Annotated in this window: 22 protein-coding genes; 6 read left to right on the top strand and 16 right to left on the bottom strand. The window is 64.7% G+C overall.

Going from position 1 to position 24136, the window contains the following annotated elements; translation table 11 throughout:
- Positions 1-101 precede the first annotated feature (101 nt).
- The 4 genes from F6X42_RS16645 to F6X42_RS16630 form a co-directional block, all read right to left on the bottom strand.
- Positions 102-1307 carry a polysaccharide biosynthesis/export family protein gene (locus tag F6X42_RS16645; RefSeq protein ID WP_187635270.1) on the bottom strand — a complete coding sequence of 402 codons (1206 nt, stop codon included), beginning with the start codon at positions 1305-1307 and terminating at the stop codon, positions 102-104.
- Complete coding sequence (locus F6X42_RS16640) at positions 1301-1756, bottom strand: arsenate reductase/protein-tyrosine-phosphatase family protein (protein ID WP_187635269.1); 456 nt, start codon at positions 1754-1756, stop codon at positions 1301-1303. Before F6X42_RS16640 ends, F6X42_RS16645 begins: the two co-directional genes overlap by 7 nt.
- Positions 1757-1788: 32 nt before the next feature.
- Positions 1789-3246: a UDP-glucose dehydrogenase family protein gene (locus F6X42_RS16635; protein WP_187635268.1), complete on the bottom strand. Its 1458-nt coding sequence runs from the start codon at positions 3244-3246 to the stop codon at positions 1789-1791.
- Between the two features lie 81 nt (positions 3247-3327).
- Positions 3328-4725 carry an undecaprenyl-phosphate glucose phosphotransferase gene (locus tag F6X42_RS16630; protein WP_187635267.1) on the bottom strand — a complete coding sequence of 466 codons (1398 nt, stop codon included), beginning with the start codon at positions 4723-4725 and terminating at the stop codon, positions 3328-3330.
- Between the two features lie 563 nt (positions 4726-5288).
- Here F6X42_RS16630 and F6X42_RS16625 point away from each other — a divergent pair.
- Entirely contained in the window at positions 5289-6860 is a 1572-nt protein-coding gene (locus F6X42_RS16625; RefSeq protein ID WP_376776373.1) for a mannose-1-phosphate guanylyltransferase/mannose-6-phosphate isomerase, read from the top strand.
- Between the two features lie 69 nt (positions 6861-6929).
- Here F6X42_RS16625 and F6X42_RS16620 read toward each other — a convergent pair whose 3' ends face one another.
- Positions 6930-8129, bottom strand: coding sequence for a DUF6566 family protein (locus tag F6X42_RS16620; RefSeq protein WP_187635266.1), 1200 nt, complete (start codon positions 8127-8129; stop codon positions 6930-6932).
- Between the two features lie 547 nt (positions 8130-8676).
- Entirely contained in the window at positions 8677-8976 is a 300-nt protein-coding gene (locus F6X42_RS16615; protein WP_187635265.1) for a YciI-like protein, read from the bottom strand.
- 447 nt (positions 8977-9423) lie between these two features.
- Here F6X42_RS16615 and F6X42_RS16610 point away from each other — a divergent pair, with 447 nt between their 5' ends.
- From F6X42_RS16610 to F6X42_RS16600, 3 genes are all read left to right on the top strand, one after another.
- Positions 9424-9720, top strand: a complete 297-nt coding sequence (locus F6X42_RS16610) for a PsiF family protein (RefSeq protein WP_187635264.1) — start codon at positions 9424-9426, stop codon at positions 9718-9720.
- Between the two features lie 234 nt (positions 9721-9954).
- Positions 9955-10404 carry a hypothetical protein gene (locus tag F6X42_RS16605; RefSeq protein ID WP_187635263.1) on the top strand — a complete coding sequence of 150 codons (450 nt, stop codon included), beginning with the start codon at positions 9955-9957 and terminating at the stop codon, positions 10402-10404.
- A 385-nt stretch (positions 10405-10789) separates the two neighbouring features.
- Positions 10790-11377 carry a BPSL1445 family SYLF domain-containing lipoprotein gene (locus tag F6X42_RS16600; protein ID WP_187635262.1) on the top strand — a complete coding sequence of 196 codons (588 nt, stop codon included), beginning with the start codon at positions 10790-10792 and terminating at the stop codon, positions 11375-11377.
- 247 nt (positions 11378-11624) lie between these two features.
- On the opposite strand, the gene F6X42_RS16595 is transcribed toward F6X42_RS16600, so the two are convergent.
- The 10 genes from F6X42_RS16595 to mltG all read right to left on the bottom strand — a co-directional run bounded on the left by F6X42_RS16595 (position 11625) and on the right by mltG (position 21420).
- Entirely contained in the window at positions 11625-12692 is a 1068-nt protein-coding gene (locus tag F6X42_RS16595) for a glycosyltransferase family 4 protein (RefSeq protein WP_187635261.1), read from the bottom strand.
- Positions 12693-12927: 235 nt separating this feature from the next.
- Positions 12928-14340 (bottom strand): alpha,alpha-trehalose-phosphate synthase (UDP-forming), encoded by a 1413-nt coding sequence (gene otsA / locus F6X42_RS16590; protein WP_187635260.1) that lies wholly within the window; start codon positions 14338-14340, stop codon positions 12928-12930.
- 171 nt (positions 14341-14511) lie between these two features.
- The gene (locus F6X42_RS16585) at positions 14512-15732 is read right to left on the bottom strand and encodes a mechanosensitive ion channel family protein (protein WP_187635259.1); all 1221 of its coding nucleotides are present in this window, start codon (positions 15730-15732) and stop codon (positions 14512-14514) included.
- Between the two features lie 158 nt (positions 15733-15890).
- A complete protein-coding gene (locus F6X42_RS16580) occupies positions 15891-16247 on the bottom strand; it encodes a Rap1a/Tai family immunity protein (protein WP_187635258.1) in 357 nt (118 codons plus the stop codon).
- Positions 16248-16465: 218 nt separating this feature from the next.
- Entirely contained in the window at positions 16466-17188 is a 723-nt protein-coding gene (locus F6X42_RS16575; RefSeq protein WP_187635257.1) for an ankyrin repeat domain-containing protein, read from the bottom strand.
- Positions 17189-17241: 53 nt separating this feature from the next.
- Entirely contained in the window at positions 17242-18033 is a 792-nt protein-coding gene (locus F6X42_RS16570; RefSeq protein ID WP_187635256.1) for a TatD family hydrolase, read from the bottom strand.
- Positions 18034-18063: 30 nt separating this feature from the next.
- Complete coding sequence (locus F6X42_RS16565) at positions 18064-18591, bottom strand: GNAT family N-acetyltransferase (RefSeq protein WP_187635255.1); 528 nt, start codon at positions 18589-18591, stop codon at positions 18064-18066.
- 50 nt (positions 18592-18641) lie between these two features.
- Complete coding sequence (locus tag F6X42_RS16560) at positions 18642-19694, bottom strand: DNA polymerase III subunit delta' (RefSeq protein ID WP_187635254.1); 1053 nt, start codon at positions 19692-19694, stop codon at positions 18642-18644.
- 95 nt (positions 19695-19789) lie between these two features.
- On the bottom strand, positions 19790-20410 hold the full coding sequence (gene tmk, locus F6X42_RS16555; RefSeq protein WP_187635253.1) for a dTMP kinase: 621 nt from the start codon (positions 20408-20410) through the stop codon (positions 19790-19792).
- Entirely contained in the window at positions 20410-21420 is a 1011-nt protein-coding gene (gene mltG / locus F6X42_RS16550; RefSeq protein ID WP_187635252.1) for an endolytic transglycosylase MltG, read from the bottom strand. The genes tmk and mltG overlap by 1 nt, the downstream gene beginning before the upstream one ends.
- Positions 21421-22058: 638 nt before the next feature.
- Here mltG and ygfZ point away from each other — a divergent pair.
- Both ygfZ and F6X42_RS16540 read left to right on the top strand, forming a co-directional pair.
- Positions 22059-23111, top strand: coding sequence for a CAF17-like 4Fe-4S cluster assembly/insertion protein YgfZ (gene ygfZ, locus F6X42_RS16545; RefSeq protein ID WP_187635251.1), 1053 nt, complete (start codon positions 22059-22061; stop codon positions 23109-23111).
- Positions 23112-23264: 153 nt separating this feature from the next.
- The gene (locus tag F6X42_RS16540) at positions 23265-24131 is read left to right on the top strand and encodes an NRDE family protein (protein ID WP_187635250.1); all 867 of its coding nucleotides are present in this window, start codon (positions 23265-23267) and stop codon (positions 24129-24131) included.
- Positions 24132-24136: the final 5 nt, after the last annotated feature.

The raw sequence follows: 24136 nt of genomic DNA, 5'->3' as shown, positions 1-24136 counted from the left end.
GTGTCGTTGGCTTCGGCTTTCGCGTCAGCGGTACTTCTGCATTCGTTGCGTGTGCCGCGCCGCCCGGACGACAGCGGCGCGGCACGCTACCGTCCAAACGTTCAGCGCGTCAGCTGCTTCAGATAGAACAGCGTCTGCACGCTCGGCAGCACCTGCTGCAACACACGGTTGAACGTGGTCGACGCGGCGGTGCCCACGTACACGACGTCGAGCGGCTGCAACTGGAACTGCGAGGACAGCATGATCGAGTCCGGCTGCGTCATGTCGAGGCGGAACACCTCAGGCGTGGTCGGATGCTCCCGCATGCCGCGCATCACGAAGATCTGGCGCGGATTGGCATCGGTGTTGAGGATGCCGCCGCCCTGCGTGAGCGCGTCGGCGATCGTCATGCGGCCACGCACGATCGGCACCTGGATCGGCGTCTTCACTTCGCCCATCACGAAGATGCGGCTGTCGGTACGGTCCGGCACGTTGACCACGTCGCCGTTCTGCAGCATCACGTCCTGCGTGGTATCGCCCTGATCGAGCATGCGATCGGCGTCGAGCACGTAGAGCTTGTGGTTGCGCGTGAGGCGCACGCGCTGGATGTCGGCGGCCGGGTTGGTGCCGCCCGAGCGCGTGATCGCGTCGACCAGCGTGAGCGGCACGTCGCTGACCGCGAGCGGTCCCGGCTGCTTCACTTCGCCCGTGACCTGCACCTTCTGGCCGCGATACGACAGCACGCGCACGTCGACCTGCGGATTGCGGATGAAGCGCACGAGGCCGGCGGCGAGTTGGTCGCGCAGCTGGGTCGTGGTTTTGCCCGCGGCCTGGATGCGGCCGACGAACGGGAAAAAGATCGTGCCGTCAGCGGCGATGGTCTGGCCGTATGGATCGGCCTGGCCCGGCAGCGCGGCCGTATATGGCTGCTGCAACGCGCCCGCGATCGTCTGCGTGGTGTTGCCGCCCGAGGACAACGTACTGCCCTGCGGCGTGGTCAGCTCGGGGTGATCCCACACGGTGATGCCGAGAATGTCCTGCGGCGCGAGGTGGTACACATACCGCGACGGATCGGGCAGCGTCGACGGCGGCAACGGCTGGATTTTTTCGGCGGCGGCCTGCGCCTGCGCCATGATCAGCTTGCCGTCGATCAGATGGACCGGATAGGTTTCGCTCGGCGCCTGATCGTTGTCTTTGAGCCGCGACGTGTCGAGATAATTGCCTGGGGCGGTCGCGCAGGCCGACAGAAAGGACGTCAGCGCAAGCACGGCCGCGAGCTTCGTGCGCAAGCTCGCGAATGCGTTTTCGATGCGGGGTTTCTTCAGCATATTTTTTTCAGCCATCCCATGACCAGATGTTCGATGAGCACGAGACTCTCCCTGTATTCGTCTTCCGCGCCGCCGTGCGGATCGGCGACGTCCGAATCGGCTTCCCACTTGCCGAGCGGATAGACCTTGCCGCGCGCGGCCGGATCGAGCGATTCGACATCGCTGAGCTGCGCGCGCTCGGTCACCAGCACGAGATCGGCCGCGCGTACCAGCGAACGGTCGAGGCGCCGCGCGTGGTGGATGCCAGCGGCGACGCCGCGCTCTTCGAGCAGGCGCCGCATCACCGGATCCATGCCGTGACCGTTCACCGCGCGAATGCCCGCCGAATGAAACGCGATCGGCGCGGTGCCGGCGCGCGGCGCGCGCGCGAGGCGCGCCTTGAACAGCATCTCGGCGGCGGGCGAGCGGCATACGTTGGCGTGGCAGACGATCAGTACGTTGTCGAACATGGCGGACTCCTCGCGCGGCGATCGCAGTGGTCTCAGCGGCCGGCCGGTGCGACGGCCGGTGCCGTCGCGGCAAGTTCCGCCGCCTGCATCGAACCGTTCGCGCCGACACGCGCCGGCGCATTGCGTAACGCATGCCGCCGGCCGATCGCGTGATACTCGATGCCGAGTTCAAGCAGCGCGTCCGGCTCGTACAGATTGCGGCCATCGAAAATCAGCGGCGTCTTCAGCACGCGCTTGAGCGCATCGAAATCAGGACTTTTGAAGACTTTCCATTCGGTCAGGATCACGAGCGCATCGACGCCGCTCGCCGCCTCCATCTCTTCGTTCACGAATGCCAGGCGCGCATGCTGTTGCGGCACGTGCTGCAGATCGAGCGCGAACACGCGCTTCGCTTCGTCGATCGAGACCGGGTCGTAGGCCTTCACGCGTGCACCGCGGCGCAGCAGCCCTGCGATCAGCTCGCGGCTCGGCGCCGCGCGCATGTCGTCGGTGTTCGGCTTGAACGCAAGGCCCCACACGCCGAACGTGCGGTCCGACAGATCTTCGCCGAGACGCGCGGCGATCTTCTGCGCGAGGACCTGTTTCTGCGCGTCGTTGACCGCTTCCACCGCTTCGAGAATGCGCAGGTTCGCGTGGTGATCGGCCGCGGTGCGGATCAGCGCCTGCACGTCCTTCGGAAAACACGAGCCGCCATAGCCGCAGCCCGCGTACAGGAAGTCGTAGCCGATACGCGGATCGGAACCGATACCGCGGCGCACCGCCTCGATGTCCGCGCCGACGCGATCGGCCAGATTCGCGAGCTCGTTCATGTACGAAATCCGCGTCGCGAGCATCGCGTTGGCCGCGTACTTGGTGAACTCGGCCGAACGCACGTCCATATACAGCGTGCGCTCGCGATTGCGATTGAACGGCGCATACAGGCGCTTCATCAGTTCGCGCGCCTTTTCGCCGGGCACGTCCTCGTCGCAGCCGAGCACGATGCGATCGGGCCGCGTGAAATCGTCGACGGCAGCGCCCTCCTTCAGGAACTCCGGATTCGACACGACCGAGAACATCTGCTCGACGCCGCGCGCGGCCAGTTCGGCGGCCACCACTTCGCGCACGCGCGAGGCGGTGCCGACCGGCACCGTCGATTTATCGACGATCACCTTGAAGCCGTTCATATGGCGGCCGATGTTGCGCGCGGCCGCGAGCACGTATTGCAGATCGGCGGAACCGTCCTCGTCGGCCGGCGTGCCGACCGCGATGAACTGGATGTCGCCGTGCGCGACCGCCGCCTCGACGTCGGTGGAAAACGTCAGGCGCTTCGCGCGACGATTGCGCGCGATGATCTCCTGCAGACCCGGCTCGTGGATCGGCACGCCGCCGTTGTTGAGCACGTCGATCTTGCGCGCGTCGACGTCGAGACAGAACACGTCGTGGCCGATGTCGGCCAGACACGCGCCGGTCACGAGGCCGACATAGCCGCTACCGATGATCGTCAGGTTCATGGATTGCACCTCGATAAATGGAGTTGATTCAGGAATGCCCTCGTGCGATGCGTGGCATCGGCACGGCCCGGCGCTCCACGTTCAATAGGCGTTGCTGCCCGCGAAGCCCTTCCACAGCGTCAGCACGACGATCTTGATGTCGAGCCAGAAGGTCCAGTGCTGCATGTAGTACAGATCGAGCTTCACGCGGCCCATCATCTTTTCGATGCGATCGGTTTCGCCGCGATAACCGTTGATCTGCGCCCAGCCGGTGATGCCCGGCCTGATCCGGTAGCGGTGCATGTAGCCCTTCACCAGATCCTTGTAGATGTCGTCGTGCTCGAGCGCATGCGGACGGGGACCTACCACCGACATCTCGCCGCGCAGCACGTTGATGAATTGCGGCAACTCGTCGAGGCTGGTACGGCGCAGGAACGCGCCGACCGCGGTGATGCGCGGATCGCGCCGCGTCGCCTGGGTGATCTTGCCGGCCGTTTCCTGGTGGACTTTCATCGAGCGGAACTTGTAGATCTCGAACTCGCGGCCGTCGATGCCCTTGCGGCGCTGGCGAAAAAACACCGGCCCCGGCGAGCTGAGCTTGACCATCAGCGCGATCGCGAGCATCAGCGGCGCCAGCGCGAGCAATGCGCCGAGCGCGAACAGGCTGTCGAAGACGCGCTTGGGCAGCACGCGCAGATCGGTGATCGGCGAGGCGGCCAGATTGATCGCGGGCACGCCGAGCAACTCGACCATCGGCTGATTGAACAGCGTCAGGCTGCCCACGTCCGGGATGAAGCGGATGTTCACGAAGTCGTTGCGCAGGTCCATCACGAAGCGATGGATCGCCTTCTCCTTCGAGATCGGCAGCGCGAGCCACAGCTCGCGGATCGCGCGCTGGCGCACCAGTTCGAGCATGCGCTGATAGTCGCGCTCGACCGGCACGCCCGCGACCGCGCGGGCCGCGTCCGGGTCTTCATACGGATTGATCGTGCCGTCCTCGTCGAACACGACGACGGGCGTGAAGCCGGCTTCGGGACGGCCGCGCATCTGTTCGATCAGAAAGCGGCCGTACGGCGCGCCGCCGACGATCGCGACCGCCCGCTGATTGAAGCCCTCGCGGCGCAGCCCGCGCAGAATCGAATGGACGATGAGCTTGGTGACGACCAGCAGCACGATCGACGCGAGCGCCCAGTACACGAGCCACAGCCGCGACAGGCTGTCCGAGCGGTGCACGCTGAAGCTGATCAGCACGCCGGTCACTTCGACCATCAGCCAACCGCCCGCGACGCGCGACAGCAGGTCGTAGAGCGGCTTGCCGCGCCACGACTGATAGATGCCGAGCGCCGGGAAGAACACCACCACCAGCAGGCAGCCGAACGCGAGCGACACGCTTTGCATATCGTCGAGCCATGCCACTGTGCCGCTGTGCACGGCCGCCGCCAGCACCGCGGCGAGCGCGACCATGGCGATGTCGATGATTCTCGCTAGAACGCTCAGCATGCGCCGCCCCTCTGTTTGTCGGTCAAGTGCGATCCGTCGGTTGGTTGAAATGGATGCTGCATGCGGGTTTCAGCATTGCACTTTTTATTTCCCGGAATGGAAAAGCCGAGTTCAATGAGTGAATACCCCTGTACATACCTCAATAAAGCGGTATTAAAATTCGCACGACAAGACCGCAAAAAATCTCAAATTGTATCGGTCAAAATTCCGGTATTTTTATGCATTTTGTGCGGTACTTTTTGCCGCATCGCGGATCGACGTCGCCTTCAGGACGATCGATTCGAGCCTTTTGCATAGGAGAGATTTCGCATTCGCGCCATGCTCACCCGCGAAGCGTGGGCGCGATCCGTGCCCCCATTCTTGCGCATCATTAAGCGCAAAAAAATCCCGGCCGATTTTTTTCAGGTATTTTTTATTTTTGAATAATTCGATTTGGCATTTTTTCGTGCTTTTCGAATAAGTTCGGCGCGCTCTTTATCGGCATTGTATTTAACGCGCTTTTATTGATTCGCGACTTCGTGATAAAACTCGACGCATTCATCCAGCCTCGAGGAGAGTTCACCATGACAGCTCCGGCCCCGGTCACGCCCGCCGGCACCCGGCCCACAGCCGCCCATTCGCCCATGTCCTCAACCGCAACCGGTGTCAAGCTCAAGGTTCACCCCGTGATACTCGCGGGCGGCTCGGGCACCCGTCTGTGGCCGATGTCGCGCGAGCAGCATCCGAAGCAACTGATCGGCCTGCTCGGCGAAGAGTCGCTGCTGCAATCGACGACCCGCCGGCTCGACCGGCTCGAAGCCGGTTATCCGCTCGCCGGCCAGCTCGTGGTCGTCGCCAACGAAGAACAGCGCTTCACGACGGCCGAACAGTTGCGCACGAGCGGCAAGCCGAGCCGGCTGATACTCGAACCGGTGGGCCGTGACACCGCGCCCGCGTTGACGGTGGCGGCGTTGTCCGTCGCCGCGCAGGACGAAGACGGCATCATGGTCGTGATGCCCGCCGATCACGCGGTCACCGACAGCGAAGGCTTTCACGCGGCGATCGCCGCCGGCGTTCAGCACGCGGCGGCCGGCCATATCGTCACGATGGGTATCGTGCCGACGCGTGCCGAAACCGGTTACGGCTATATCCGCATCGGCGCGCCGCTCGGTTCCGATGATGCGCAGGATGCTCCGGATACCGAAGCACCGGATCGCCTCAACGCGCACCGCCTCGACCGATTCGTCGAAAAGCCGCATCTGGAGCTCGCGCAGCGCTATGTCGAATCACGCGAATACTGGTGGAACAGCGGCATCTTCATCATGCGCGCATCGACGTGGCTCAAAGCGATCCGCCATTTTCAACCGGCCATTTGCGAAGCATGCGAGGCGGCCTTCGCGGGCAGCAGCACGGACGGCGACTTCTTGCGCCTGCAGCGCGATGCGTTCAGCGCGTCGCCGTCGAATTCGATCGACTACGCGGTGATGGAAAAACTCGGCGGCGATCAGGGCGTCGCGTCCGGCGTGGTCGTGCCACTGGCGGCCGGCTGGTCCGACGTCGGTTGCTGGGACGCGATCTGGGACATCTCCGAGAAGGACGCCGATCGCAACGTGAGCCGCGGCCGCGTGATGTTCGAAGGCGCGAACTCGACCTTCGCGCATTCCGAAGGACGACTGATTGCCTGCGTCGGCACACAGGATCTGGTCGTCGTCGAGACCGCCGATGCGATTCTCGTCGCCGACAAATCCTGCGTGCAGGACGTGAAGAAGATCGTCAACCGGATTCGCGAGGACGGCGGGCTCGAAGCGGCCAATCATCGCAAGGTGCATCGGCCGTGGGGCAACTACGATTCCGTCGACACCGGCGAGCGCTTCCAGGTCAAGCGTATCGTCGTGAAGCCGGGCGCGCGGCTGTCGTTGCAGATGCATCATCATCGCGCGGAGCACTGGATCGTCGTGCGCGGCACGGCACTCGTCACGCGCGGCGACGAGCGCTTTATCGTGTCCGAAAACGAGTCGGCTTATATTCCGCTCGGCGTCAAGCATCGCCTGGAAAACCCGGGCAAGATGCCGCTCGAAATGATCGAGGTGCAGTCGGGTTCGTACCTGGGCGAAGACGATATCGTGCGCTTCGACGATACGTACGGGCGGCAATGACCCGCGTCCGGTCGCAATGATGAAGCGGGAACCTGCGGCGGCGTAACGCGGCCGCGGGGACCGCCGGGCTCATCCCACGTGCGAGATGAGTTCCATGTAGGTCGCCGAAAAGCGCTCCGTGGTGCCGCTGTCGGTCGTCACGGTGGGTGCGCTTGTCACGCCCACGGTCGCGGAGTCGGACGGATAGCGACGCAGCGGCCCGCGTAATGCATTCAGTGATGGCTTCAGCGGCCCGTGCAATGGTGCACCATGACTTGCCGCCTGATTTGCGCTGCCATTGATCGACGCCGCATCCGGCACATGACGCAGGCCCGACAACGGTCGGCCCACGGACCGCTGCGCGGGGTCGGCCGACGCGGGTGCCGACGCAGGTTCGAATGTGGCATCGGCCATCGCGTTGGCCGCCGCATCGGTTGCGCATTCGCGATCGATCCACTGACGCGCCCAGTCGAGCGCGAACTGTTGCGCGTGTTCCGGATGCAAGAAGCGCGGACCGACAAGGCCGGAACGCTCGACGCGCCTGCCGTCCCTGATGATCTCCGCCCACGCGCGGTACATCGCATTCGGCACTTCCTCGACCACCACGTAGATCAGATAACCGCGCGAATCGGCGACTTGCGTGCCGCGCGGAGCGAGCGTCATCGTCAGCGACGGGCGCGGCTCGTCGGCCGCCACGGGCTCGAACGCGCCGAATGCGGCCGGTTCGACGTGCATCCGCGCCGCCGTCACGGCAGTCGCGAACGCGGTTGTCGTCGCCGGATCAGCCGGCGCCGCCGCTGACGGAAGCCCGGACAATTGCCGCGTGATGTCGCCGATCGGATCGGCCGTGCGCCATGGGCTCAACGTGCTCGCGACGCCGGGCGCCTGCCACGACTCGGGACTCTTCCACGACACGCCGCGCAGCGTGTTGTCGTCGCGCGGACTCGGGGTTTGCGCAACCGGTGCCTCGGGTCTGGCCGTAACGGGCGCCGCCGGTTGGGGAATGTACGCGAAGGTGCGCCCGTTCTGCGACAGCAGGCGGACCATCTCTAGCAGGGTGCCGTTAAGCTGCCACTCTTCGAAGCGGCGGCGGCACGTGGGACCGGACGGATAGCGGCCCGGCAGCTTCGACCACGGCTCGCCGGTGGTCAGAATCCACAGTACGGCATTCGTCACGATGCGTGGTTCGGCGCGCGGCCGGCCGCGCCGGTTCAGACGGACGGCCGGCTCGTCGGAGACGAGTGGTGCGAGCAGCGCCCATTCGTCGTTGTTTAGCTCATCGAAAAACATGGATTTTCTCCACGCGGCCTGGCCTGGCCGCGGCTTTGGGCCTGCCACGGATTCTCAGCGTTCACGATCCGTATGCGACCCTCGGTTGCACAAATCTGTTTTGTCCGTTTACCTCGCTGGAGCAGTCCGCCCGTAATTGGTGCGGCTCTTCCTTATTGCGAGGCACAGGAGGTGGTCTCACTCGTGCATGGGAGAATGTGTGCACGAAGCATACCATCGCATTCTTTGCATGAGTATGGCTGAGACAAGTGTTACGGAAAGAAACAATCTTTTCCGTTTCGCTGCATCGATTCACGCATTGCCGTAACAGAAGCCGCTGCTTATCCGGCATCGGATCTGCCTATTGCAGAGCACAATACCGCAACAACGAACCGAATGGGATTTAGAAATGCAATTGCCGATCCAGCATGCATTTCCATGCCTTTTGATGGTTGTTGGGAGCGTCGGTCTCGCCCGTCGGCGGAAGGACGGCGACGCGCATGCCGGCCACTGCGCATGCGCGGAGGTTCAAGGCGTTACACAGACGACGACGTCACATCGAGCGACGTTACGCGCGCACCGGTTTCGATGCGTGCTCGCCGACTACCGTGGTCCATTCGCGCACGCGCCAGCGCGTGACGAGTCCGGAGAGCACATACGGATCGGCCTTGGCAAAGGCTTCGGCGACCGCCGGCGAGGCGCCGGCAAACAGCAGCACCGCACCGTCGGTCGGCTCGGCGAGCGCGCCGGCCAGTAGCAGTTCGCCCCGCTCGGCGGCGGCCCATGCGAGTTTCAGATGCGCGTCGCGGTACTCGCCGCGCCGCTCCAGATAGTCAGGTACAAGCTCGTACATCAACAGGTAATGCATGGTCAGACTCCTCGCAAGGATGAGCGTTGCCATCAAGTGGCATGCATCGGGTCGCGGTTCGGCATAACGGCAGTGACCTGATTTCATGCCTATTTTTTATTCAGGTGCATTTGCAGCAATGAAGAAATGCAAATTGCGTGATGGGAATAGCTTAAATACCTGGCGCCGTAATTTAATTTCAATATGCTTGAAATAATCCAGTCAACTAATCTGCATCGCATAACAGGATTCCCGCTACCTTTGATTCGATCGTTTCAAACGCCGCATCGCCCGTCGCGGCGCGCCACTCAGGGAAAACGAGCGCCGGGCGCTGTCAACCAGAATGCATTTCGGGCCGTTCTGGCAGACGGCATTTGCCATAATGGATGCGCCGATGGGCTGCCGGACGCCGTCGTCGCCCGCGCGCATGAACGACCATAAACGTTTTCACCACCGATGGAGTGTCCCATGAGAATCCAATCCGCTATCGCTACGCTGGTGCTGGGCGCGGTACTCGTATCGCCGGCGTTCGCGCAGAACAGCCAGCAAACCAAAATGGCCGACTGCAACAAGCAGGCCGGCGACAAGAAAGGCGACGAGCGCAAGGCGTTCATGAAAACCTGTCTGGCCGCGAAGCCGGCCGCCGCCGCGCCGATGAGCCAGCAGGACAAGATGAAGGCCTGCAACAAGCAGGCGGCCGACAAGAAGGGCGATGACCGCAAGGCGTTCATGAAGACCTGTCTGTCGTCTGCGCCGGCCAACTGAGCGACAGGCGTAGCCATCCCCCACGCCGGCGCCCGCCGCTCGACGCGGCGCCGGCGCATCGTCTCACCCACGATGCGCATCGATCGAATCCCCCCGCTTCGCAGCCCACCCGCCGCAACGCGCCGTTTTCTTCTATGATGGCTGCGGAGACGGCCCACCCTCATATATAGAACAGTCAACTACGCGGGCCGCCATCTTGTCGTTGGTGCTACTGAGCATCGATTGGAGGCAAAGATGGTATCGAAGCATAAAAACCGCTGGTTAAGGCGGTGGTTGCTGGTCATCATATTTTGGGCCGTACCCGTGGCGATCGTCGCGGTCAACGAGATCCGCGAGGAAGTGTCGTACAACGCGGTCGATCTCGACCGCGCGCTGACCACCTGGACTTTCACCGACGCGCAGCGCGCCGCCGGCGCGCCCGCGCATTGCCACGGCAAGCCCGACGAGGCAAAAGCCGCCGGCTGCCCGGCCGACGTGCTGGCCGCCAACGCGCCGCGCCAGCAGGACGCCATCAACGAATACAGCGTGCGCCGCTCGACGCTGGTCTCTTATCTGTGGCACGCGTTCGTCGGCTATTGGGTCGTGCCGGCGGCGATCCTGTTCGCGATCGGCATGATCATCGGCATGGTGCGGCGCGCGCTGCGGCGCCCGCCCGCGATCAAGAGTCCGGCGAATCACGGTTGAACGGCCACTGTGCCGCTTGCACTCTGCTGCGATTCGACGCGTCGAAACAACATTTCCGTCTCCACGTGGAAGGCCCGCCGCGCGACGCGAAAATCGGTAAAAACCGGCGCGTCGCATGGCCGCGTCGAAGCGTCCCCTAAATCGCCGCGTCCGGGCGCCGGTCGGCTTCGCTCCCGTCCAATCATCGCTCGACGCATGTTCCGACGTCACGCGCACGGCCGGTCAAAATTACTGACGAAGCTGTTGCGATCAGCCTTAAACCCTTGTCACATAAGGCTTTTAGCGTCGCCATGCAATACGCCTTTTAAACCGCCGTGTGTTATAACTTAAAGGCAACCAGGCGACACCACACGGTTGCGCCCCGGATCCATGACGGAGAAAAACGATGCAAAGACGACACTTCATGTTGAAGACGACCGCTGCGCTTGCTTTCGGAGGCCTCGCACTCGCCGGGTGCACGACCACGGGCAACACGCCGGACAATGCTCATGTCGACGCCTCGAAACGACAGTCGATCGACGCCAGCGTCGACGGCACGCTGTCCAAGCTGTTCACGACCGTGCCGGGCTCGCGCGAGCTGGTGTCGAAGGCGCGCGGCGTGCTGGTGTTCCCGTCGGTGCTGCAGGCGGGCTTGATCGTCGGCGGCCAGTATGGCGAAGGCGCCTTGCGGGTGGGCGGCGCGACGGTCGGCTACTACAGCACCGCGTCGGGCTCGTTCGGCTTGCAGGCGGGTGCGCAGTCGAAGGCGATCATCTTCCTGTTCATGACGCAGGATTCGCTCGACAAATTCCGCAACGCGAACGGCTGGTCGGCCGGCGTCGATGCATCGGTCGCGCTCGTGAAGATCGGCGCGAACGGCGCCGTCGACACCACCACGGCCACCGCGCCGGTGCAGGTTTTCGTGATGACCAACGCGGGCCTGATGGGCGACGTGTCGCTGCAAGGCACGAAGGTCTCGCGGCTGAAGATCTGAGCTCGTTCATCGGCACGCCTGGCTGAACCCGTGCGCGCGCACCCCGACGCGCGCGCAGGTGTTGCATCCGGATCGCATCGCGGCGAAGGCTGCGCGGAGGACCCTGTGCGGGTCGTCGCGCGGTCTTTTAGTTGTGTGATGCCGATGCCGCCGGCCAGGCGCGAAATAAATCTCAAGCGCGAAAAAAAACGGCGCTGCGCGTCACGCACCGCCGTCCTATGCTTCGACACGTCCCAACGATCCCGCGTCAACCGCCCGACGAATCGACCACCGTGAACCTCGAGCGCTTCTGCGCGCGAATCACCGACTGATACGCCTCCACATACTGACGCGCCATCCGGTGCGACGTGAAGCGTTCCTCGAAGCGCCGCCGCACGCCCGCGCGCGGCACCTTGTGCAGCCGGTTCACGGCCGCCACCGCGCCGATCTCGTCCTCGACGATAAAGCCGGTCACGCCCTCTTCGAGCACTTCGGGCACCGAGCCGCGATTGAACGCGATCACCGGCGTGCCGCACGCCATCGCCTCGATCATCACGAGACCGAATGGCTCCGGCCAGTCGATCGGAAACAGCAGCGCATGCGCGCCTGACAAGAACTCGGCCTTCTGATGATCGGCAATCTCGCCGATGTACTCGACGTACGGCAGGTCGAGCAACGGCCGGATATCGCGCTCGAAGTATTCGCTGTCGGCCGCATCGACCTTGGCGGCGATGCGGATCGGCAAGCCGCACCGGCCCGCGATGCGGATCGCCGTATCGACGCGCTTTTCCGGCGAAATCCGGCCGAGAAACGCGAGGTACTTCTGCTCGACCGGTTGCGGCGTATAGAGCTGTTCCGGCAGGCCGTGATAGACCGTGGTGAGCCAGCGCGCCTGCGGCAGCGGATGACGCTGCGCATTCGAAATCGAGATCACGGGCGCGGTGTTGAACGTGTCGAACACCGGCTGCTGCTCGGGCAGATCGAGCCGGCCGTGCATCGTCGTGACGAACGGCGTGTCCTGCCGCTTGAATACCGAGAACGAGTAGTAGTCGAGGTGGAAATGCAGCACGTCGAACTCTTCGGCCTGGCGGCGCACGAGTTCCATCAGCAGCATATGCGGCGCGATGCGGTCGCGAATGCCCGGATCGAGGCGCAGCGCGCGCGGCCACACCGCTTCGAGCTTCGCGCTGGTGACGGAGTCGCCGCTCGCGAACAGCGTGACGTCGTGGCCCTGCTCGACCAGCGCCTCGGTGATGTACGACACGACACGCTCGGTGCCGCCGTAAAGTTTCGGTGGCACCGATTCGGTCAGCGGGGCGATCTGCGCAATTTTCATATTGTGTCTCCATGGACCGACGACTGGCGCGCGAAAAGCGATGCCGTCGGCGACGACGAGTATGACAGTGCCATGACTTTGGATCAATGCACGCGGCGCATCGGCATCGGATGCATCGTCGCTAGGGTCATTATTCCCTGGCATCGGCGCGAAGGCCGCAGGTCTTGCAATTGCTCGGTGCTGTTACACGCGGCTTACATCCGGTGACGCCGGGCTTTGGACCCTCCCCGCGCCGTCACGTGTGGCCGCTGCCCTCGCCAGACGGGCGCACCGGCATGCTGCGCAGATCATCGAGGAAGGTGTCGCGCCACACGCCGAGATCGTTCTTGCGCAGCGCGGCCATGTTGACCTCGTGACGCCGCTGGCGCGCATCGAGCGGCATCTGCAGCGCGCGTTGCAAGGCTTCGCACATGCCGATCGCGTCGTGCGGATTGACGAGCAGCGCGCCGGACAGCTCGGCCGCGGCGCCCGCGAAAATCGACAGCACGAGCACGCCGGGATCGTCGGGATTCTGCGCGGCGACGTACTCCTTCGCGACGAGGTTCATGCCGTCGTGCAGCGGTGTGACGAAGCCGATCTGCGACTCGCGGAACAGCGACATCAGCTTCCAGCGGTCGTACTGCTGGTTCAGATAGCGGATCGGCGTGTAATCGAGCCCCGAGTAGCGGCCGTTGATCCGCCCCGCCTCGTATTCGAGATCGTGGCGGATCTTCTGATAGGTCGCGACGTCCGAGCGCGTCGGCGGCGCGATCTGCACGAGCGTGACGTTGCCGCGCCATTCGGGCGAGCGTTCGAGCAGCAGCTCGAACGCGCGAAAACGCTCGACGAGTCCCTTCGAATAATCGAGCCGGTCGACGCTCATGACCAGCTTGCGCCCTTCGAGGCTTTGCTTCAGGTCGAGCACGTGCTGGCGGCTTTCGTAGCGCTTGGCCTGCTCGGCGATTTCGTCGGGGAACACGCCGATCCGGTAGACGCCGGTGCGCAGCTTGCGCCCGAACGCCTCGACGATGCCGTCCGCGCCGACCGTGCCGCGCGCGTGACGCGTCACGTAGTCGTGGAACGCCTGCTGGTCGGTAGCGGTCTGGAACCCGAGCAGGTCGTAGCACGACAGCGACTTCGCGAGCTCCTCGTGCGGCGGAATGTTGAGCAGGATCTGCGGCGCGGGAAACGGAATGTGCAGGAAGAAGCCGATGCGGTTCGTCACCCCCTCGCTGCGCAGCGCCTCGGCGAACGGAATCAGATGGTAGTCGTGAATCCAGATGATGTCGTCGGGTTCGAGCAGCTTAACCAGCTTGTGCGCGAGCCACGCATTGACGCGCCGGTAGCCCGCGTACTCGTCGCGCTCGTAGCGCGCGAGGTCGTTGCGGTAGTGAAATACCGGCCACAGCGTCGCGTTCGAGAAGCCACGGTAGTACTGGTCGTAGTCCTTGCGCGTGAGGCCGACGGTCGCGAAGGTCACCGCGCCGTCCTGTTCGAGCGTCGGCCCCGCGTTGGCGATCGTCTCGCTGACCACGTCGCCGCTCCAGCCGAACCAGACGCCGCCGGCATCCTTCAGCGCGCCGAATACGCCGACTGCGAGCCCGCCCGCCGATCCCTTGGTCTCCGTCGGCGTCGCGACCCGATTCGACACGACGATCAGTCGGCCCATAGTCGATGTCCTCCGTAGTTCTTGTGCTCCGGTGCACCGCGCTGTCTGAGCGAGCATAACGCTCCCCATAGTAGCAATCGGCGTGCCCCGCATCGCATCGCATCGCGCGAGCGCGCCCGCCGCTTGCGGCTCGCCCTACTCCCTACGCCCGATGCGATGCGCGATGCGCGGCTAAGCCTGCTCTTTCGCCTTCCGCGCGACCCCGGCATCGCCAGTGCGGCCGATGCGGCTCGCCACTGGATCCGCTTCGGTGTGCGCGGCGGTGCTGCCGGCCGGCGCCTGCCGGCTGCGCGGCAGCCAGTCGCTCGGGCCAGCGCCGCTGGTCTCCAGTTCCGCCGACACCTCGGCGCGCGCGCGCGGCAAATATTCCGGGTAATGCCGATGAACGAAATCGAGCAGCCCTTCGCGCACGCGGCAGCGCAGGTCCCACGCGAGGCCGGAATCGGGCGCGCTGACGAGGGCGCGCAACTGCATCGCGCGCTCGGTGCAGTCCGTCACCTGCAACACCTGCACGCGGCGGTCCCACTCGGGCGCGTTCTCGACGATGCGCGCGAGCTCCTCGCGCAGTGGTGCGAGCGGCATCCGGTAATCGACGAACAGGAACACGGTGCCGATGATCTGCGAACTGCTGCGCGTCCAGTTCGAAAACGGATTTTCGATAAACCATTGGAGCGGCACGATCAGCCGGCGCTGGTCCCACAGCCGCACCGACACGTAAGTGCCGGTGATCTCCTCGATGCGCCCCCACTCGTTCTGGATCACGACGACGTCGTCGAGGCGGATCGGCTGCGACAGCGCAATCTGCAAACCGGCGATCAGGTTGCCAAGCACCGGCCGCGCCGCGATACCGGCGACCAGACCGGCGACACCCGCCGACGCCAGCAGGCTCGCGCCGATCTGCCGCACATTGGGCAAGGTCATCAGCGCGCCGCCCACGCCGATGATCACGATCACGATCATCACCGAGCGCGCGAGCACGCGCGCCTGCGTATGGATGCGGCGCGCCTGCAGGTTATCGGCGGAATCGAGCGGATGGGCGCGGATGATCGCTTCGCCGATCGCCGCGGCCGAGCGGACCGACAGCCACGTGAGCGCGGCGATCAGTGCGATGCCGGTGACGTCGCGCACCGGTTCGATGAAGTTGAGGGTATTGGGCGCCTCGGACCAGACCCACGCGAACACGAGGATCACGAGAGCGAACAGCGACGGCTTGTCGATATAGCGCAGCACGACGCTCGTCACCGCATGCGGCTGCGCGAGACGCATCACGATCCGCGCGCCCAAGCGGTGAATGGCGATGGTCACGATCGTCACGATGGCCGTCACGATCAGCGTGCCCAACCACGTATGCAGCGGCGCGGCGGCCATGCGGTAGAAGTCGATAGTAGGCATAACGGGCATCTTCCTCCGGGCTCGATCAGCGGCGGCGCGCCTGCGGGACTACTGACATCCGGGGGCAGGCCCCCGGCGGGAGCGATGACCTCGACACCCGGGGCGCACGACGGCGCCTGGGCGTTACAACGGGTTCTTCGATGCGCGGCGGTGATCGATCAGCCGCCGCTCTTGCACGGAAACGCCTTGCCGAGTCCCAGCGATATCGCGGTGCTCGCGTTGTAGCCCGCGGCGGTCGGGTTCTCGGCGATGTACTTGCGCACCGCGTCGGTCAACTGCGCCGAGCGCGCATCCGGCGGCAGGCAGAAATACTGGCCGACACGCGGACCGGTAGTGCCGCCGATCGCATCGATCGTGTTGAAGATGCCATCGGCCGCGCCTTCGATGTAGGCCGCGCAGGCGCTACGCGAAGCCACATCCGTCTTGGTGCACAGCTTGTTGAGGTCGCCTCCCGTAAACGCGGCTGCCGAAAGCGGCAAGGCAAACGCGCCGGCGAAAATCAAAGCCCGCAGCATGGTGTTCCTTTCCAGGGTTGTTTATCACGCGGTCTTCTGCCGCGTCCGGACGGCGCGCCGCGCGGCGCGCCGAAGTCGTCATTCTGCACTGTTTTATGCGGCGGCAGCAGGCCGGCTGCCGCGCGGGTCGGACAAAACGGCCGCAACACGACCCGACCGCGCGACGCGCGTGACGCGTCGCGGGCGTCACGGGCGCATCCGGCCGCCTGCCGTCAGCGTCATTGCTTCTGCTGCTGCATGCGCGCCGTGAGCCCCTCGACGACGTCCGGCTCCTTGTAGGTCTTCGCGAAATCAAGCGCCGTCATGCCGATCTGGTTTTTCACCGACAGATCCGCGCCGTTGTCGAGCAACAGCTTGACGGTCGACACGTGGCCGCCGCGCGCGGCCATCATCAGCGGCGTGGTGCCGTTGGGCGAGCCCGCGTCGACGTAGGCCGAGTGGTCGAGCAGCACCTTGACGATGTCGTCGTGGCCGTTCGCGGCCGCGTAGTGCAGCGGCGCCCAGCCCTTCTTGTTGACCTCGGCGTCCTTCGCGATCAGCAGGTTCACCAGGCTCAGGTCGCCGGCCAGCGAGGCCATCATCAGCGCGTTTTCGCCGGCCTTGTCCTGCATCTCGATATCGGTCTTCGGATTCGCGAGCAGCGCGGCCGCGACCTTGTCCGATTTCTCGCGCGCGGCGATCACGAGCAGCGGCATGCCCTGATTGTCGACGCTGTTCGGGTCCATGCCCTTCGCGAGCAGCTTGTTGACACCGTCCACGTCGTCGAACTTGACCGACTTGATCAGCGAGTCGATCGGCGCCGCGTGCACCGGCACCGCGACCAGCGCCGCGCATGCGAGCGCGGCGGCACACGCGAGACGGCGCGCGGGCGCGAGAGCCCGGGCGGTCGGCCCGGCGGACAGCGGTTGGAAAGCAGCGGACGACGTCGAAATATTTTTCATATGGTACTTTAGGAAGTCTTCCTATCTCTTTGATGTTATTGCGCTTTTTTTGTTCAGATTGCGAGCGGCGCGGCGCTTCTGAACAGCCTGAAAAAGTTTTGCGTGGTGGCGGCGGCCAGCGCCTCGTCCGACATCTCGCGTTGCTGCGCGATGAAGCGTCCGACATAACTGACGTACGCAGGTTCATTCGGTTTGCCGCGATACGGCACCGGCGCCAGATACGGCGAGTCGGTTTCGATCAGCAAACGGTCGAGCGGCACGCGGCGCGCGACCTCCTGCACGTCGGTCGCGTTCTTGAACGTGACGATGCCCGACAGCGAAATGTAAAAATTCTGCGCGAGCGCCTGCTCGGCGATGGCCCACGGTTCGGTGAAGCAATGCATGACGCCGCCCGGCTCGCCCGCGCGCTCCTCGGCCATGATGCGCAACGTATCTTCCGACGACGAACGCGTGTGGATGATCAGCGGCTTGTTCGTTGCGTGCGCGGCGCGGATGTGCGTGCGAAAGCGCTCGCGCTGCCACTCCATGTCGGCGATCGAGCGGCCTTCGAGGCGGTAGTAGTCGAGCCCGGTTTCGCCGATCGCGACGACCTTCGGGTGCGCGGCCAGTTCGACCAGCTCGGCCACGCTCGGCTCGCGCATGTGCTCATGATCGGGATGCACACCGACCGACGCGTACACGTTGTCATAGCGGCTGGCGATGTCCAGCACCGACGGCAGCGTCTCGAGATCCACCGACACGCACAGCGCGTGCGAGACCGAATGGCTGCGCATGTTGTCGAGCAGTTGCGGCAGACGGTCCGCGAGTCCTTCGAAGTTGATATGGCAGTGCGAATCGACAAACATGGTCAGGTCCTGCGAAAAATGGGCTTGCGCTCAGTTGGCGTGCGAGTTTGCGTGCGCAAGGCGCTTGCCAAGAATTACCAGATCGCGCTCGACGCCGTCCAGCACCGCGACGCGCGGCAGCGTGCCCCATGCGTCGAAGCCGAAGCCGCGGAACAACCGCACGCTCGCTTCATTGTGACCGAAGACGAAGCCGAGCACCGTGTCGATGCCGAGACCCGGTGCCGCGTCGAGCGACGCGGCCAGCAGTTGCTTGCCGAGCCCTTGGCCGCGGGCGCTTTCGTCGAGATAGATGCTGACTTCGGCGGTGCGCTGATAGGCCGGCCGGCCATAAAAATCGGAAAAGCTGAGCCACGCGATCACGCGGCCCGCCTGTTTCGGATCCTCGACCACCCACAGCGGCCGCTTGTGCGGGGCGTGCGCGTTAAACCACGCTTGCCGGCTCTCGACGCTGACCGGTTCGAGGTCCGCGGTGACCTGGCGCGACGGGATCGTCGAATTGTAGATGGCGACGATCGCGGGCAGATCGTCGAGCGTGGCGTCGCGGTAGCAAAGGCTCATGTCAGTTGGCTTGAATCAAAAAAGACCGAAAGGCTTCCCCGGCTGCGGGTTCACGCAAACAGCGCCCGATAGCCGATGAACAGTTCCTCGAACACGAGCCGTGCGTTCAGCGGATGGTTTTCGACGGCGCGCTGGCGCGTGACCGTGCGCAGAAAACGCGCGAATGCATTGGCGTCGGCTGCCGCGGCGCAACGCGCGAGCGCGGCCGACGCCTGCGGGAAATATCGCGGCGCGCCGGCGGTGCGCTGCGCGAGCAGATCGTACATCCAGCGCTGCAGCCAGCCGAGCACGACCGGCACCGGCAGCTTCTGCAGCGTCTCGCCGCACGCGAATGCGTCACATCCGGCGCCGGCCGCGAGCTGCTTGAGCGTCCAGTCGCGCAGCGGACGGTTTTCGTCGCTGGCGAGCGCGAGCGCGGCGAGCGGCGCGCCGCCCGCTTCGGCAAGCAGCGCCGCGGCGGCGTCGATGCCTTGCGCGGCGAGCCATTGCGCTGCGGTGTCCGGCGCGGGCACGCTCATCGGCCACTGACGGCAGCGGCTGACGATGGTGGGCAGCAAACGGTCGATACGCGCCGACACCATCAGGAACACGACGCCCGCGGGCGGCTCTTCGAGCGTCTTCAATAACGCATTGGCGGCCGCGACATTGAGCGCCTCGGCCGGATACAGCACGACCACGCGCGCGCCGCCGCGATGCGAACCGACGCCGACGAAGTCGAGCAGACCGCGGATCTGTTCGATCTTGATTTCCTTGCTCGCCGCGCGGGTTTTCCTGGTTTCGTCGCCATCGGCCTTGTCGGACTTTTCGGCTTTGTCGTCGACGCCGTTGGCGGCGTTCGCGAGACCGGCTTCGGCGGCGAGCGCCTCCGGCACGACGATGCGGTAGTCGGGATGATTGCCCTGCGCGAACCAGTTGCAGGCCACGCACGCGCCGCACGGCTCGCCGTTTGGCTGCGGCGCCTCGCACAGCAGACCCTGCGCGACGTGCTGCGCGAAGCGCAGCTTGCCGATGCCAGCCTGGCCGTGCAGCAACAACGCGTGCGGCCAGTGGCCGCGCAGCTGCCGCAGGCGGTCCCAGTCATCGGCTTGCCACGGATAGATCATCGTTTATCTTTTTGAATCAATAGGATCAGAACGTTATTTCAGAGGTTGCACGAACATCGAGCAGGAGTATAAGGGAAACTTATATTACTTTGAAATCAGACGGTTACAATCAATTCCTCAAGCTGCTTCTGAATTCGCACGATGCTCTGCGAAGAGTCGATGATAGCGAATCGATACGGCGCTTCTTCGGCACGGCGCATGTACTCGGCACGCGTGCGCTCGAAAAACGCCGCCGACTCGCTCTCGAAACGATCCGGATTGCGCGCCGCGCTGCGTCGCTGGCTGGCGACGGCCGGCGGCAGGTCGAACAGCACGGTCAAATCCGGCTGGAAACCGCCCTGCACCCAGCGCTCGAGCGCCTCCAGCTTGTCGCGCGGCAAGCCGCGGCCGCCGCCCTGGTACGCAAAAGTGGCGTCGGTGAAACGGTCGGACAGCACCCAGTCGCCGCGCGCGAGAGCCGGCTCGATCACCTCGGCCAGATGCTGGCGGCGCAGCGCGAACATCAACAGCGCCTCGGTTTCGAGGTCCATCTTCTGGTGCAGCACGATCTCGCGGATCTGCTCGCCGAGCGGCGTGCCGCCCGGCTCGCGCGTCATCACGACCGAGCGACCGCTCGGCGCGAGCCTGGCCTCGAGCCGTTCGCGGAACCAGCCCAGATGAGTGGTCTTGCCCGCGCCGTCGATGCCTTCAAACGTAATGAATTTGCCGCGCGCCATCATTGCCCTCGAATGTATTTGTCCACGGCCTTGTTGTGTTCGCCGAGGGTGTCAGAAAAGATGCTGCTGCCGTCGCCGCGCGACACGAAGTACAGCGCGTTGCTCTGCGCCGGGTTCATCGCCGCCTGCAGCGACGCGACGCTCGGCAGCGAGATCGGCGTCGGCGGCAAGCCCATGCGGGTGTAGGTATTGTAGGGAGTGTCGGTCTGCAGGTCTTTCTTCCTGATGTGGCCGGCGAAGCTGTCGCCCATCCCGTAGATCACGGTCGGGTCGGTCTGTAGCGGCATGCCGGCGCGCAGACGGTTGGCGAACACCGCGGCGACGAGCGCCCGGTCGGACGCCTTGCCGGTTTCCTTTTCGACGATCGACGCCATCGTCAGCGCGTCGTACGGCGTTTTGTATGGCAGGTTCGGTGCGCGCGCGAGCCACGCCTCATCGAGACGCACGCGCATCAGCCGGTACGCGCGGCGGTAGATGTCGAGGTCGCTCGTGCCCTTGTCGAACAGGTAGGTATCGGGGAAGAACAGCCCTTCGCCGTTGCCGATCGACGCCTCCGGCGCGCCGATTGCGCTCATCAGATCGGCGTCGCTCATGCCGAGCGTGTCGTGCTTGAGCGCGGGATTCGCGTCGAGTTCGGCGCGCATATGCTTGAAGGTCCAGCCTTCGATGACCGTCGCCACGTATTCGTTGACGTCGCCGCGGGCGATTTTCTGCAGCACCTCGTAGGGCGTGATGCCGCTCTTGAACTCGTAATTGCCGGACTTCAGTTCGCTTTGCAGCCCGAGCAGCCGCGTCATCGCGATGAACAGCTCGGGTTCGACCGGCACGCCGCCGCGATTGAGCTGCAGCGCGACGCTGCGCAGGCTGCTGTGCGGCTTGACGGTGACGTCGAGTTGCGCCGGGGTCAATTCGAGCGGGCGGGTGGCCCAGTAGTATCCAGCGGCGATGGCCGCCGCGGCCAGCACAACGACGAGCGCGCCGGCGACGAAACATTTCTTCAGAAGGGACACGACAGGAGAGAATTAGCGTTTAGATGGCAACGAACTGATTTTTAACGGGAAAGTCTTGCGTCGGTCAACATGGGGACGGTGCCGTTTTGCAGCCCTTTCGGCCTTTTGCGACCTGTATTGTATAGATGCGGGCACCAGATGGTCACGGTCAGTATGAAATCCGCTGGCGTCGGTCCGATGGTACTCGAGTCGTACGCTGTCACGACGGAGGTCAGAGTTTCAAAGTTTCGGACAATTCCCGAGCAAAATAATTTCCAGGCATGCAGGGGATATTGAGATGACTAAACCGGTCGGGCTAGCGTCATTTTTTATGACGCCGATATTCAGCAGTTAAAGATGAGCACAGTTTCACGGGTTCACGTGCAAGCGGCGATTGATCGAGCGCTGGCAATCACGATCCCGGCACCGGCCAAGCCGCCCACGGAATGACAGCCGCGCATCCGCCCATCTTGCGCTCCACTCTCTGGCAGACCACGCCAACATGGGCACAGCCGGAGGGTGATAACGTGCAAACCCCTGCTGCGTAAGGCTGTCGGAAAGCCTTCATTCGCGAGGGACATGCGAAACGCGACAGGGCTGGACTGAATATAATGACTGTTTGCCCTAGCCCAAGTCAGAACTGACTGTTCCCGGAATCCATGAACACACCGCTCGTTAGTGCATCGGGTAACGCTTCAGCTCACGCTCCCGCCACCCTGCCCATCCTGCCGCGCCCGTCGGCCGAAGATTTCGCCGCCGTGCTCCAGCATGGCGCCTACATGCCGCTGCCGCAGTTCGGCGTGATCGACACGACCGGCGACGACGCGGCGAGCTTCCTGCACGCCCAGTTGACCAACGACGTCCAGCATCTCGATGCCGCGAACGCGCGCCTCGCCGGCTACTGCTCGGCCAAGGGCCGGCTGCTCGCGTCGTTCCTCAGCTGGCGCAGCGGCGACACGATCCACCTGCTGGTGTCGAAAGACGTGCAGGCCGCGGCGCAAAAGCGTCTGTCGATGTTCGTGCTGCGCGCAAAGGCCAAGCTCGTGGACGTCAGCGGCGAGCTCGCCGTGATCGGCCTCGCGGGCGACGTGCGCGGCGCACTGTCCGGCGTGTTCGACGCGCTGCCCGACGGTGTGCACGTGCAGGTCGACGGCGCGGCCGGCACGCTGATCCGCGTGCCGGATGCGTTGGAGCGGCTGCGCTATCTGTGGATCGGGCCGAAGGCGCCGGTCGAAGCGCTGCTGCCGTCGCTCGATGGCAAGCTCAAGCGCGTGTCGCCGGCGGTTTGGGACTGGCTCGACATCCGCGCGGGCGAACCGCGCATCACACAGCCGGTCGTCGAGCAGTTCGTGCCGCAAATGGTCAACTTCGACGTGCTCGGCGCGGTCAATTTCCGCAAGGGCTGCTATCCGGGTCAGGAAGTGGTCGCGCGCAGCCAGTATCGCGGCACGATCAAGCGACGCACATCGCTCGCCAACGTCGCCGGCGAACTTGACACGGTGCGCCCCGGCATCGAGCTGTTCCAATCGGATGATCCGGGCCAGCCGTGCGGGATGATCGTCAACGCGGCGTCGGCACAAGGCGGCGGCGTCGATCTGCTGGTCGAGATCAAGCTGACGGCGCTGGACAGCGGCAGCGTGCATGTCGGCGCGGCCGACGGCCCCGCGCTGCGCTTCCTGACGCTACCCTACGGGCTGCCGGCCGAAGTCTGATCGTTGGAGAGGGTAAAAAGCGGCGCAATCGGGCGCCGTTTTTATTGGCTGCTTGATTCGCGTCCGATTTTTGCCGCTTTCTTTTGCTTCTTTAGCCGCCTGCGTTGCTGCATCGGGCGGCCGGCCCATGCTCTGACCGGGAGATGCTCCCCGATGTGCCTGATCGTTTTCGACTGGCGACCTGATGCGCTCGATGGTCCGCTGTTCACGCTCGCCGCCAATCGCGACGAGTTCTTCCGCCGCACGGCCGAGCCGATCGGCTGGTGGCGCGACGCGCCGGCCGTGCTGGCGGGCCGTGATCTGGTGGGCGGTGGCACGTGGCTCGGGCTGTCTCGCGACGGCCGCTTCGCCGCGCTGACCAATTACCGCGCGCCGGGCGAAATGCGTGCCGATGCGCCGACCCGCGGCACGCTCGTCAGCAACTGGCTGACTAGCACCGCGCGCGACGCCGACGGCAATCCGCACGAGACGCCGCTCGCGTATCTGCAGCACGTCGCGCAGACCGGCGACATCTACAACGGCTTCAATCTGCTGGTCGGCGACTGGACGCGTCGCGAGCTCGCGTGGTTCTGCAATCGCGGCAGCGTCGACGGCAACAGCGGGCCCACGCTGCTCGCGCCGGGCACGCACGGCATCTCGAACGCGGTGCTCGATACCGCGTGGCCGAAGCTCGTCACCAAGCGCGGCGAGCTCGGCACGTTGCTCGCGCGCGATGCGATGCCGCCGCTCGAACGGTTGATCGATCTGATGCGCGATCCGCGACTCGCGCGCGACGACGAATTGCCGTCGACCGGGATTCCGCTCGAGCGCGAGCGCGTGCTGTCGGCGGCGTTCATCGAATCGCCGGACTATGGCACCCGCAGCACCACCGCGCTGCGCGTCGCCGCCCATGGCGACGTGATCGGCGTCGCGGTAGCCGAACGCAGCGACGACAACGGCTCGCACCGCATCGTGCGGCCCGGCGATTTCGAGCGCAGCTTTGCGTTTAACGTCGAGCGCGACCGGATCAGCATGGCGTGATCGCT

Source organism: Paraburkholderia podalyriae (assembly GCF_014397785.1).
GTDB classification, from domain to species: Bacteria; Pseudomonadota; Gammaproteobacteria; order Burkholderiales; family Burkholderiaceae; genus Paraburkholderia; species Paraburkholderia podalyriae.
The sequence above is the reverse complement of the archived record's forward strand: the minus strand, read 5'-3'. Positions and strand labels throughout refer to the sequence as shown.